Source organism: Pseudomonas serbiensis (assembly GCF_030580745.1).
Classification (GTDB): domain Bacteria; phylum Pseudomonadota; class Gammaproteobacteria; order Pseudomonadales; family Pseudomonadaceae; genus Aquipseudomonas; species Aquipseudomonas serbiensis.
This window is the reverse complement of sequence record NZ_JAUQOO010000015.1, coordinates 14,205-26,894: the sequence shown is the minus strand read 5'-3', so window position 1 is coordinate 26,894 and position 12,690 is coordinate 14,205. Positions and strand designations below refer to the sequence as shown.

Genomic DNA, 12,690 nt, shown 5'->3' with positions numbered 1-12,690 from the left:
CTCAGCCTCCGGTCACGGTAGGAAAGAATGCCACTTCATCGCCATCCGTCAGCGGTTCGTCCAGCTGACACAGCTCTTGATTGCGGGCGCACATCAGGTTCTGCTCGGCCAGCACTTGCCAGGCCTCACCGCGCAGCAGCAGGTGCTGGCGCAGGTCGTTCAGCGTGGCGAAAGTACCCTCGACACGCTCGCCATCCAGCCCCAACGCTTCCCGATAACGGGCGAAATACTGAACCTGCACACTCATTGCGCAGCTCCCGGCTCGTCGGCAATGAAGTGACCGCTCTTGCCACCGAGTTTTTCCAGCAAGCGCACCGACTCGATAGTCATGCCGCGATCAACGGCCTTGCACATGTCATAGATGGTCAGCGCAGCAACACTGGCGGCAGTCAGGGCTTCCATTTCCACACCGGTCTGCCCGGCCAGCTTGCAGCGCGCGACGATCAGCACCACATCATCCCCTTGGGCACTGAGTTCGACCTTGACGCTGGTGAGCATCAGCGGATGGCAGAGCGGGATCAGATCACTGGTTTTCTTCGCCGCCTGAATGCCGGCAATGCGCGCAACAGCAAACACATCCCCTTTGGGATGACCGCCGCTGACAATCATTTGCAGGGTTTCAGGCAACATGCGCACAAGCGCTTGAGCCACAGCCTCACGGGACGTCACGGCTTTGTCAGTGACGTCGACCATATTGGCGCGACCTTGGGAATCGAGATGAGTCAGCACAGCCTTACTCCTGAGCAGGAGTGGCGATTGTAGTTAGCCAAGGGCGTCAGCTACAAGCGGCAAGAACTGCAAGCTACAAGCGAACCACACTCTGGCTTCTCGCTTGCAGCTTGCAACTTACCGCTTACCGCTTACAGATGACTCTCGGCATATTCAGCCAGTACCGAGCGTGGAACCCCTTGCAGGGTGATGTGTACGCCGTTGGGGAAATCCTTGAAGCGCTCCGTCAGGTAGGTCAACCCCGAGCTGGTGGCTGACAGGTAAGGGGTATCGATCTGCGCCAGGTTACCCAGGCAGACCACTTTGGAACCGGCACCGGCACGGGTGATGATGGTTTTCATCTGGTGCGGCGTCAGGTTCTGGCATTCGTCGATCAGTATCAGGCTTTGCTGGAAGCTGCGGCCCCGGATGTAGTTGAGGGATTTGAACTGCAACGGCACCTTGCTGAGGATGTAATCGACACTGCCATGGGTGTTTTCGTCATCCATGTGCAAGGCTTCGAGGTTGTCGGTGATTGCACCCAGCCATGGCTCCATTTTTTCCGCCTCGGTGCCGGGCAGGAAGCCTATTTCCTGATCCAGGCCTTGCACGCTGCGGGTTGCGATGATGCGGCGATAGCGTTTGCTGACCATGGTCTGCTCAATGGCAGCGGCCAGCGCCAGGATGGTCTTGCCGGAACCGGCAGCGCCGGACAGGTTGACCAGATGAATATCAGGATCGAGCAACGCGAACAGCGCCAGCCCTTGATAGATATCGCGTGGTTTCAGGCCCCAGGCTTCCTGGTGCAGCAAGGGTTCCTGATGCATGTCCAGAATCAGCAGCTCGTCGCTCCTGACGCCCTTGATCCAGCCGACGAAGCCTTGCTCGTCGATGATGAACTCGTTCATATGAACCGCGGGCAGGCTTTCGCTCAACTGCACGCGATGCCAGGTGCGGCCATGGTCCTGACGGGTTTCGACCTTGCTGACCCGGTCCCAGAACGAGCCGGGAATATCGTGATAACCCCGCGACAGCAGCGAGACGTCATCGACCAGCTGGTCAGTGCTGTAGTCCTCGGCGGCAATCCCGCAGGCCCGCGCCTTGAGGCGCATGTTGATGTCCTTGGTCACCAGCACCAGACGCAAATCCTTGTTACGCGCGTGCAGGTCGACCAACTGGTTGATGATGATGTTGTCGTTCAAATGCTCGGGAAGAAGGCTGTTGGGTTCCTCGCGCTTGCTCATCAGAATCGACAGGAAGCCCTTGAATACGCCGGTCCCCCGGTCGATAGGCACGCCCTTTTCGACTTCTTCCGGTGAAGCTTCACCCAGAGTCTTGTCGATAAGGCGGATGGCCTGACGGCACTCGGCAGCGACCGAATGCTTGCCGTCCTTGAGCTTGTCCAGTTCCTCCAGAACCGTCATCGGAATGGCAACGCGGTGTTCTTCGAAATTCAGCAGTGCGTTTGGATCATGGATCAATACGTTGGTATCGAGCACGTAAAGGATAGGCTGGTTAGTGGAAGGGTTGCGTCCGTGATCATCCATACTCGCTCACCTTTATAGAAGCCAGGCGGCGCAGAACCACTACAAAGCTGCGCCACGAAAAGGCCGCCGGTTCCTTCCCTTGAGGCAGGGAAGAATGTTGCTCAAGATGGGTCGTTGAGGACGCCACCTGTGTTGCAGGTTTCGGCGGTCTGTTCTCGTAATACAGCAAAACCGATGACAGAAAAAAGCTCTTTGACAGTTTTTTGAAGTTTATTTCACAGTATGACGAATAGCGCTTGGCGAGTGCCGCCTGCACGTTTACAGTCGGAAGTCACCTCAGGCCGGATTGGCCGAAAAAACCCGCCGTCCCCCCTTCCTCTTATGCCCTCAAGCCCTTATTCCTCCTGGGTTTCAGACAGATTTCGACAGTCATCCCAGATCAGTTCGCTTTGAGCGGTATTGGCCAGCAGCAAAGGCAGCGCCGACTGCGCCTTGTTGCCCATGTCATGGAATACCACCGTACCCCGACGCCAGAGCAGCATGAGGGTCAGCACCCGGTCCCCGACCTGCTGGGCCGAGAGGCGGCCTGTGGCGTCCTGCGAATCGATATTCCACAGTGACACCCGCAAGTGCTGCGAACGGAAGTATTCGCCGCTGTCAGCACGACGATGGCCATAAGGCGGCCTGAACAGCGGAACGAAGTTGTCCGGGAGAATCTGCTGGACCAGAGCGGCACTGCGCTGCACGGAATCCTGCCAGTCGACCCAGTTACTGTGCGAACGATATTCCCAGCCCTGCACACCCACGCATTGTTGCCTGTAGAGCGCCTGCAGGCTGGCTGCCGAGCTGCTCTCCAGGCGCGTCTGCAGGCTTTTCCCCAGTACAAAGAAGGTCGCGGTCATTTTTTGCTGGCGCATGAAATCGGCCAGCCAGTCCGTATTGCCATCCGCCGGGCTCGGGCCACTGTCGAAATTGAGCATGAAGGTGCGATCCGGCATTTCATCGCCACTCATTTCATCGGAGTTGTAGCGCTCGATTTCACTGCTGGTCTGAGGGAACAGAGCCGCCATGTACAGCAACTCGTTCAGGTAACGCTCATGGAAGATCGAACTCGGCTTGCCCCATGCGGCATAGAACGAATCCGGCAAAACCTGATACTCCTCGGCGCGCTGGCGCAATTGCTCCATGTCCTCGACCAGCACACAGAAGTTGGCGTCTTCCTCACAGCTCTTCTGCGCCGCCTGATAGTTCTCCAGCAAGCGCAACCACAGGCGATGACGAACCACATTCAGCGACGGCACGTTGACATAACGCAGGCCCAGGCGCTGCTTGAGCCCTTCTTCGTCCAGAGTCTCGCTGACAGCCAGGGCATGGGCGAAAGCCAGAATCTCGGCACGGGAGGCAACATCGAACAAGGCCGGCGTCTCGAAACGCTCGGGCCACACACTGCGATCCATCGTGGCGACTTCAGGCACCGCCGCCTGAGCTTCAAACCAGAACAGACACGCGCAAACTGCTAAAACAATACGCAAAACCAATGCCCTCTCGATCCAATATCAACGCCATCACCCGCGCGGCACTATAGCTGATCCGGGGCGGTGTCTTATGTCCGGCGCGTTACAAAGCCACGGCCTATACAGACCGTGTGAAAACGTAGCGAGCGAAGGTCAGGCAAGGCGAAAACAGGCGAGGAACGGTCGGAGTCGCGCTCGACTTTACTGGCTGTAAATGAGCATTCCGAGCCTGTTTTCAACGCAGCATGACCGAGCGCAGTAGTTTTCACACGGTCTGTTATCGCCACCATAGCTGGAGTCATACCCCATCACCCCATAGAATCGCCCGACGATTACAGGAGACGACTTCATGCTGATGGTGATTTCCCCAGCGAAAACCCTCGATTACGAGACCCCGCCGACCACCGAGCGCTACACCCAGCCGCAATACCTGGACCACTCTCAGGAGCTGATTACCCAGCTTCGCGAGCTGACGCCAGCGCAGATCGGTGAGCTGATGCATCTGTCCGACAAGCTCTCGGGACTGAACGCGGCGCGTTTCGGCAGCTGGACTCCAGCTTTCACGCCCGAAAACGCCAAGCAGGCGCTGCTGGCATTCAAGGGCGATGTCTATACCGGCTTGCAGGCCGAAACACTGACTGATGCCCAGCTTTCCTACGCCCAGGACCACCTGCGCATGTTGTCAGGCCTTTATGGCCTGCTGCGCCCTCTGGACCTGATGCAACCTTATCGCCTGGAAATGGGCACAAAGCTGGCCAATGCCCGTGGCAAGGATCTGTATGCCTTCTGGGGCACGCGCATCAGTGAATGGCTGAATCAGGCACTGGCTGAGCAAGGCGATGACTTGCTGCTGAACCTGGCCTCTACCGAATATTTTTCTGCGGTCAAACGCTCGGCCCTGAAAGCCCGCATCATCGATACCGAGTTCAAGGACCTGAAAAACGGCCAGTACAAGATCATCAGTTTCTACGCCAAGAAAGCCCGCGGCATGATGAGCCGTTTCGTGATCAGCGAGCAGATCAATACCCCTGAAGCACTGAAGGAATTCGATGCGCAGGGTTACCGCTACAGCGTCGAACAATCGACACCCGACAAACTGGTCTTCCTGCGCGACAGTCCGGAACAGTGATGGCGTCAATGTTGCGTAGTGCTCCGGGCACTACGCAACATAGGCTCGTTAATTCAAGTCTCCTCTGCCATTTTTATGACGCCATATAAACATCACCAAACGAGGCGTTCATTTTTCGAGTGGGTTTTCTCGAAAAAATAACAACTTTTTTGAGTGATGGCATTCTGTCATTTTTCCGTAATAGCAAAAAAACATCCACCTACTTGAACCCCTCTACAACTAAGGGCTTCACGCTAGTTGCCATCATTTTGAAACCACCCCGTCAAAAAGGCCAATCGAAAAAATTCTCAAAAACAGGACGAGCGGCCCGGAACTAATCGCGAACCCACATGCTCCTACATCCCGTAACAATTCTCGACAAGCCTGTAAGAGATCACTTACAGCGCTACGAGAGCAAAGGGAAGTTGCCAGGGATTAAGTTTGATTCTGCGGAATCAATACTTCGGGTACTGAAATCAAACTCACATCACTAGTTGAAGTAGGTAGACAAGCGAACACCATGAGGTGTGCAGAGCAGGGCTCCAGATCGGCAAAGCCAAGGCTTTCGGATCGACCTGCCAAGGATCGCTATACAGGGAGTGGTTTGCCGCATCCAAGAGAGCATGGCCCTGATCCGTATGGACAGGTCACTTGCCGCTTGTACTTAGTGTCATTTGAGTTCGCCTCGTTTGTTTAGGCACTCATTCATTAAATATGCCTGCGTTAGTTAAGTGGCTTAACAGCCTTACTGACTTGCGTGTGACATCTGCTGGCCAAAATTAATATCCAGCCAACTTATGGCGTGAAAAATCGAGGAGAGTACGATGCGTATCAGCATCTTTGGTTTGGGTTATGTCGGTGCAGTATGTGCCGGTTGCCTTTCTGCACGGGGTCATGATGTTGTTGGTGTGGATATTTCCAATACCAAGATCGACCTTATCAATAACGGCAAATCGCCTATCGTCGAGCCCGGCCTGGAAGACCTCCTGGCACAGGGCATTCGCAACGGCAAACTGCGTGGCACCACGGACTTCTCCGAAGCCATCCGCGCCACTGACCTGTCGATGATCTGCGTGGGTACGCCCAGCAAGAAGAACGGCGACCTGGAACTCGACTACATCGAATCCGTCTGCCGCGAAATCGGTTATGTCCTGCGTGACAAGACCTCCCGCCACACCATCGTGGTTCGCAGCACCGTGCTGCCGGGCACTGTCGCCAATGTGGTAATCCCGATTCTGGAAGACTGCTCGGGCAAGAAAGCCGGCGTCGACTTCGGCGTTGCAGTGAACCCTGAGTTCCTGCGTGAAAGCACCGCGATCAAAGACTACGATCACCCACCAATGACCGTTATCGGCGAGTTCGACAAGGCTTCCGGTGACGTTCTGCAATCGCTGTACGAAGAACTCGACGCACCGATCATCCGCAAGGACATCGCCGTTGCCGAGATGATCAAGTACACCTGCAACGTGTGGCACGCCACCAAGGTCACCTTCGCCAACGAAATCGGCAACATTGCCAAGGCAGTCGGCGTCGATGGCCGTGAAGTGATGGAAGTGGTCTGCCAGGACAAGCAACTGAACCTGTCCCAGTACTACATGCGCCCAGGCTTCGCCTTCGGCGGTTCCTGCCTGCCAAAAGACGTTCGCGCCCTCACCTACCGTGCAGGCAGCCTGGACGTGGAAGCACCGCTGCTCAACTCCCTGATGCGCAGCAACGTCTCTCAGGTACAGAACGCTTTCGACATCGTGGCCAGCCACGATACCCGCAAAGTCGCCCTGCTGGGCCTGAGCTTCAAGGCCGGCACCGACGACCTGCGCGAAAGCCCGCTGGTCGAACTGGCCGAAATGCTGATCGGTAAAGGTTTCGACCTGAGCATCTACGACAGCAACGTCGAATACGCTCGCGTACACGGTGCCAACAAGGACTACATCGAGTCGAAGATCCCTCACGTGTCGTCCCTGCTGAACTCGGACTTCGATCAGGTCATCAACGATTCCGACGTGATCATCCTGGGTAACCGCGACGAGCGCTTCCGCGCCCTGGCCGACCAGACGCCTCACGGCAAGCACGTTGTAGACCTGGTGGGCTTCATGTCCAAGAGCACCGGCGAAAGCGGCCGTGCTGAAGGTATCTGCTGGTAAATCAGCCGCAAGCGCCAAGCACCAAGCCACAAGCTCAAGCCTCCCGCTTGCAGCTTGGGGCTTGAGGCTTGCAACTGACTTTGGGATACAAATCTATGGACAGGCTAAAACACGGCCTACTAGAGGCCGCCGGTTGGCTGTTTTACCTAAGTTTGTTAATGGGCATCGCAACTGCATTGCCTACCAGTATCTTCGACTCACAGTCGAGGAACTTTATTTTCCTGATTGGCGCCGTGGGTATCTGGCGCTATTCCATGGGGATCACGCATTTCGTACGCGGAATGATATTTCTGTATGTGGTCTACCCACACTTGCGCCGCAAGCTGAAAAAGCTGGGCAAGGCAGCAGATCCTTCCCATGTGTTCCTGATGGTCACCAGCTTCCGTATCGAAGCTCTGACCACTGCTCAGGTTTACAGCTCGGTCATTCGTGAGGCGATCAACTGCGGACTGCCGACCACCATCGTCTGCTCGCTGGTTGAAATGTCCGATGAGCTGCTGGTCAAGAGCCTGTGGGCCAAGATGAACCCGCCCGAGCGTGTGAAGCTGGACTTCGTGCGCATCCCTGGTACCGGCAAGCGCGACGGCCTGGCTTATGGCTTCCGCGCCATCTCGCGTCACCTTCCGGATGAACGCGCAGTAGTGGCCGTGATCGACGGCGACACCGTGCTCAATGAAGGCGTCGTCAGCAAGACCGTTCCGTGGTTCCACCTGTTCGACAATGTCGGCGGCCTGACCACCAACGAGTTCTGTGAGGTTCGCGGCGGCTACATCATGAGCGAATGGCACAAGCTGCGTTTCGCCCAGCGCCACATCAACATGTGCTCGATGGCCCTGTCCAAGCGCGTATTGACCATGACCGGTCGCATGTCGGTATTCCGCGCCACCGTGGTAACCGACCCCGAGTTCATTGCCGACGTGGAAAGCGACTCGCTCAATCACTGGCGTCTAGGGACCTTCAAGTTCCTGACCGGTGACGACAAGTCGAGCTGGTTCAGCCTGATGCGCCTGGGTTACGACACGTTCTACGTGCCCGATGCCGCCATCAACACCGTTGAACACCCTCCTGAAAAAAGCTTTCTCAAGGCCAGTCGCAAGTTGATGTACCGCTGGTACGGCAACAACCTGCGTCAGAACTCCCGCGCACTGGGTCTGGGCATTCGTCGCCTGGGTCTGTTCACCAGCGTGGTGTTGTTCGACCAGCGCGTGTCGATGTGGACATCGATCCTGGGCCTGACCGTCGCCATCATTGCCAGCTTCAAGTACGGCGGCGCATTCATCCTGATGTACCTGCTGTGGATCGGCATGACCCGCCTGATCCTGACACTGCTGCTGTCCTGCTCGGGACACAGGATAGGGCCTGCCTACCCCATCATTCTCTATTACAACCAGATCGTCGGCGCCCTGATGAAAATCTACGTTTTCTTCCGCCTGGACCGACAGTCCTGGACCCGCCAGGACACAAAACTCAGCCGCGACATGGCCAGCTTTCAGGGCTGGTTCAACACCTGGTCGTCCCGAACCATGACTTTTTCAGCTGGCACCATCTTCGTCGCAGTACTGCTGACGATGGTTTGACCGGGCCAATGAATCAATCGCTCAAGTAGGAATAATTGCCATGAATACAGCCGTGAATGCGAACGTCGTACATGAATCGGAAGCCCAGCGCCAACACGCACGGGTCAAGATTCCAGCCAAGCTGCGCCTGCTCACCGGCGAGCAGAATGCTCCTCTGGTACGGATCGAAGACCTGTCGGCCGGTGGTCTGAGCTTCATTGCCCCAAGCCAGATCAAACTGACCGAAGGCGAAGTGATCAAGGGCCGCCTGCAGTTCCTCATCGACAACCTTGGCCTGGCCATGGACGTCGAAATGCAAGTGCGCTCCATCAGCAGTGCAAGCGGTCGTGTCGGCTGCCAGTTCCAGAACCTTGAAGCACAAGACATCGCGACCCTGCGCCACATCATCACATCCCACCTGAGCGGCGACATCGTCAGCCTGGGTGAAGTGCTGGCCACCTTGCAGCGCGACAACTTCACCAAGGCCCGCAAGAACAAGAAAGAATCCGGTGGCATGAGCGCCCTGGGTCGTCTGCGTGCAGTGACCTTCAGCCTGGGTATCTTCATCGTCGGTCTCGCGGCCTTCGGTTTCATTTTCAAGACCGTGTACGGCCTGTACTTCGTCAGCCACGCTTCGGCTGGTCTGGTATCGGTGCCGAGCATGGACGTGACCATGCCGCGCGAAGGTACTGTGCAAAGCCTGATCCCGGCCAATGGCGAAGCCGCCAAAGGCGCACCGCTGGCAACCTTCAACACCAGCATGCTGGAAATGCTCAAGGGCAGCCTGACTGGCGAAGACCTGCAACCCGCCAAGATCGAAGAGCTGTATGGCAAGCAAATGAGCGGCACCATGACCAGCCCGTGTGATTGTGTCGTGGTTCGTCAACTGGTGGCTGACGGTCAGTTCGCATCCAAAGGTCAGGTGATCTTCCAGTTGGTGCCACGCAACGCTCCGGCCACTGTTGAAGCCCGCTTCACCTATCGCCAGTTCAACGACGTCAAGCCTGGCACGCCTGTGAGCTTCCAGATCGCTGGCGAAGATCAACTGCGTACCGGCAAGATCGTCAGCAGCAGCAACCTGAGCAACACCGACCTGTCCACCGACATCCGTGTTCAGATCCAGCCTGACGAAAGCCTGAGCAGCAGCCTGGCTGGCCGCCCTGTCGAAGTTGTCAGCGACCGTGGCCCGTCCGTGAACTGGCTGATCGATAAAGCCATGGCTGCGGGTCTGTAATCATGAACAGCCCACTACGACGCCTGTCGACCCCCACGCTATTGAGCCTCGCCGTCGCGCTCGGCCTGAGCGGCTGTGCCGGCCTGCCCGATCAACGCCTCGCCAATGAAGCCCTTAAAAACGGCGACACTGCATTGGCGCAGCAGAACTATCGGCAACTGGCGGACCTGGGCTACAGCGATGCACAAGTCGGCCTGGCCGACATCCAGGTCGGTACCGGTGATCCTGCCCAGCTCAAAGAGGCAGAAGCCACCTATCGCGCAGCCGCCGCAACTTCACCTCGGGCGCAATCGCGTCTGGGGCGCCTGCTGGCCGTAAAACCCGATGCCACACTGGCCGAGCACCATGAAGCAGAAGCGCTGCTCACCAAGGCATTCGCCAATGGTGAGTCCGGCACCCTGCTGCCGCTGGCCATGCTTTACCTGCAATACCCGCAAAGCTTCCCGAACGTGGATGCCCAGCAGAAGATCAACCAGTGGCGCGCCAACGGCTACCCGGAAGCTGGTCTGGCTCAGGTGCTGCTCTATCGCACCCAAGGCACTTATGACCAGCATCTGAATGAAGTCGAAAGCATCTGCAAACAGGCTCTGAACAGCACTGACATCTGCTACGTCGAACTGGCCACCGTTTATCAGAAACGCGGCCAGACCGAGCAGCAGGCAGCGCTGATCGAGCAACTCAAGAGCGCCCATGCTTCGGGTCGTGTCAGTGCCCAGCGAGTGGACGGCGTAGCCCGTGTGCTGGGCGACAGCCAGATCGGCACTCCGGACGAGAAGACTGCCCAGCAACTGCTGGAAGATATCGCGCCGGGCTACCCGATCTCGTGGGTCACCCTGGCCAAACTGCTTTACGACTTCCCTGAACTGGGTGACGTGAACAAGATGATGGAGTACCTGGACAACGGTCGCGCAGCGGATCAACCCCGCGCCGAACTGCTGCTGGGCAGGCTCTATTACGAAGGCAAATGGGTGCCGGCCGACGCGAAGAAAGCCGAAGAACACCTGCAGAAAGCCGCTGCCACTGAAATCTCCGCCCATTACTACCTGGGTCAGATCTACCGCCGCGGCTATCTGGGCGAGGTCTATCCACAGAAGGCACTGGACGAATTGTTGACCGCCGCCCGTGGCGGCCAGAACAGCGCCGACTTTGCCATCGCGCAACTGTTCTCCCAAGGCAAGGGCACCAAGCCCGATCCGGTCAACGCCTGGGTCTTCGGCCAGCTGGCACTGGCTCAAGGCACACCGCAAGCCACCGAGCTTGCGCAAGTACTCGACTCTCAACTACCGCCTGAAAAACGCGCCGCCGCCCAAGGGTTGCTGCAACGCGAACAAAAGGTCCGGGGTGTAACCGCCAGACAGAACGTGCTGGTGCAGACCCTGACAGAAGAAAAAGACGGTGAGGAAGCGCTATGAAGTTGAATCCTTTGATGGCCGCCGGCATGGGCCTTGGTTTTACTCTGCTGTGGGCCTGCCCGACGTTGGCAGCGCTGACTGAAGAACAGAATTTCGGTATCGAAGTAAAAATCAGCGCGCAGTCCGAAGACGACCGCGACCTGGGCACTCGCTCGGGCGGTGACGTCAAAGGTCTGGGTCTTGATCTGCGCCCTTGGGTCTACGGCCAGAGCGGCAACTGGAGCGCCTACGCCATGGGCCAGGTGGTCACCGCCACCGATACCATCCAGACCGACCCGCTGGAACAGACCACGACTTCCAACAATGGCGAAACCGGCACCCAGCGTTCACGCGGCAACTCCAGCGAGCGCGAAGTCGACAAGAGCTATGCGGCACTGCGCGAGTTCTGGATCGGCTACAGCGGCTTCACGCCCTACCCCGGTGAAATCCTCAAGGTAGGTCGCCAGCGTCTGCGCAACGATGACGGTCAGTGGCACGACACCAACATCGAAGCCATCAACTGGACCTTCGACACTACCTTGCTGCGTGCCGAATTGGGCGCTGCACAACGCTTCAGCGAATACCGTACCGACCTGACCGAACTGGCTCCGGACGATGAAGACCGCCAGCACCTGTTCGGCTCGGCCAGCTACCAATGGACACCTGGCCACTGGGCCGGTGTTCGCGCCCACTACAGCCATGACGACGGCAAGCTCAAGAACCAGAACGAAGTCCTGGACGATCTGGACAAGACTTCCAATGGCGACCTGACCTGGCTGGGCCTGACTGCCGACAGCGACGCTTACAACCACCGCAACACCAACCCGATCAACTACTGGGGCAGCCTGACCTGGCTGACCGGTAACCGCGACGAAATCGGCGCGAACTACAACCCTGCCACCGATCAGTACCTGGCCGGTCAGAAGAACAGCCGTGACCTCAATGGCTGGGCCACCGACCTGGGCGTGCGGTTCCGTCTCGATCCGCAATGGCAAGTCGGTGCAGCCTACTCGCGCGCCAGCAAGGACTACGTACAGAACGGTCTGGAAAGTAACCGCTCCAACTGGACCGGCACTCGCTCACGCATCCATCGCTTCGGTGAAGCCTTCCAGGGCGAAATGGCCAACGTGGAAACCGGCTCTCTGTTCGCTTCGTGGCGCATGAACGACGAGTACGACGCCTCGCTGATCTACCACAAGTTCCGTCGTGTGGACGGCAACTCGGGCATCGGCGGCGCGGGCATCAACCCTAACCGGGAAATCACTGATGCCAACGGCGTACCGACCAACACCTTCAGTTCCCTGCCGCTGGAAGACGGCCGCAAGGACCTGGGTCAGGAAATGGATCTGGTCGTCACCAAGTATTTCAAACAGGGCCTGCTGCCAGCCGCAGTGAGCCAGTCGATCGACGAACCTTCGGCACTGGTGCGCTTGCGTGCCGGTGTCTTCAAGCCCGGCGACGCTTACCACAACGGCGTGGATGAATACATGCACCGCGCCATTGTCGACGTCATCTGGCGCTTCTGATGCGAACCGCCAAAGGAGTGCGATG

Annotated in this window: 10 protein-coding genes; 6 read left to right on the top strand and 4 right to left on the bottom strand. The window is 57.8% G+C overall.

Annotated elements, in window-relative coordinates; all coding sequences use genetic code 11:
* Window position 1: 1 nt before the first annotated feature.
* The 4 genes from Q6A51_RS18480 to Q6A51_RS18465 all read right to left on the bottom strand — a co-directional run bounded on the left by Q6A51_RS18480 (window position 2) and on the right by Q6A51_RS18465 (window position 3,727).
* The gene (locus Q6A51_RS18480; protein ID WP_304575434.1) at window positions 2-247 is read right to left on the bottom strand and encodes a MoaD/ThiS family protein; all 246 of its coding nucleotides are present in this window, start codon (window positions 245-247) and stop codon (window positions 2-4) included.
* Entirely contained in the window at window positions 244-729 is a 486-nt protein-coding gene (moaC, locus tag Q6A51_RS18475) for a cyclic pyranopterin monophosphate synthase MoaC (RefSeq protein WP_304575433.1), read from the bottom strand. The genes Q6A51_RS18480 and moaC overlap by 4 nt, the downstream gene beginning before the upstream one ends.
* Before the next feature lie 131 nt (window positions 730-860).
* A complete protein-coding gene (locus tag Q6A51_RS18470; protein WP_201006061.1) occupies window positions 861-2,255 on the bottom strand; it encodes a PhoH family protein in 1,395 nt (464 codons plus the stop codon).
* A 335-nt stretch (window positions 2,256-2,590) separates the two neighbouring features.
* Window positions 2,591-3,727 (bottom strand): polysaccharide deacetylase family protein, encoded by a 1,137-nt coding sequence (locus Q6A51_RS18465; RefSeq protein WP_304575432.1) that lies wholly within the window; start codon window positions 3,725-3,727, stop codon window positions 2,591-2,593.
* A 331-nt stretch (window positions 3,728-4,058) separates the two neighbouring features.
* Here Q6A51_RS18465 and yaaA point away from each other — a divergent pair, with 331 nt between their 5' ends.
* The 6 genes from yaaA to Q6A51_RS18435 all read left to right on the top strand — a co-directional run bounded on the left by yaaA (window position 4,059) and on the right by Q6A51_RS18435 (window position 12,665).
* Window positions 4,059-4,838 (top strand): peroxide stress protein YaaA, encoded by a 780-nt coding sequence (gene yaaA, locus Q6A51_RS18460; RefSeq protein ID WP_201018078.1) that lies wholly within the window; start codon window positions 4,059-4,061, stop codon window positions 4,836-4,838.
* Window positions 4,839-5,641: 803 nt separating this feature from the next.
* Window positions 5,642-6,958, top strand: coding sequence for a nucleotide sugar dehydrogenase (locus Q6A51_RS18455; RefSeq protein WP_201006067.1), 1,317 nt, complete (start codon window positions 5,642-5,644; stop codon window positions 6,956-6,958).
* A gap of 95 nt (window positions 6,959-7,053) precedes the next feature.
* Window positions 7,054-8,535 carry a mannuronan synthase gene (gene alg8, locus Q6A51_RS18450; RefSeq protein ID WP_201006069.1) on the top strand — a complete coding sequence of 494 codons (1,482 nt, stop codon included), beginning with the start codon at window positions 7,054-7,056 and terminating at the stop codon, window positions 8,533-8,535.
* A gap of 40 nt (window positions 8,536-8,575) precedes the next feature.
* Entirely contained in the window at window positions 8,576-9,748 is a 1,173-nt protein-coding gene (locus Q6A51_RS18445; RefSeq protein ID WP_201006071.1) for an alginate biosynthesis protein Alg44, read from the top strand.
* 2 nt (window positions 9,749-9,750) lie between these two features.
* On the top strand, window positions 9,751-11,160 hold the full coding sequence (gene algK / locus Q6A51_RS18440) for an alginate biosynthesis TPR repeat lipoprotein AlgK (protein WP_201018080.1): 1,410 nt from the start codon (window positions 9,751-9,753) through the stop codon (window positions 11,158-11,160).
* The gene (locus Q6A51_RS18435; RefSeq protein ID WP_304575431.1) at window positions 11,157-12,665 is read left to right on the top strand and encodes an alginate export family protein; all 1,509 of its coding nucleotides are present in this window, start codon (window positions 11,157-11,159) and stop codon (window positions 12,663-12,665) included. Before algK ends, Q6A51_RS18435 begins: the two co-directional genes overlap by 4 nt.
* Window positions 12,666-12,690 lie beyond the last annotated feature (25 nt).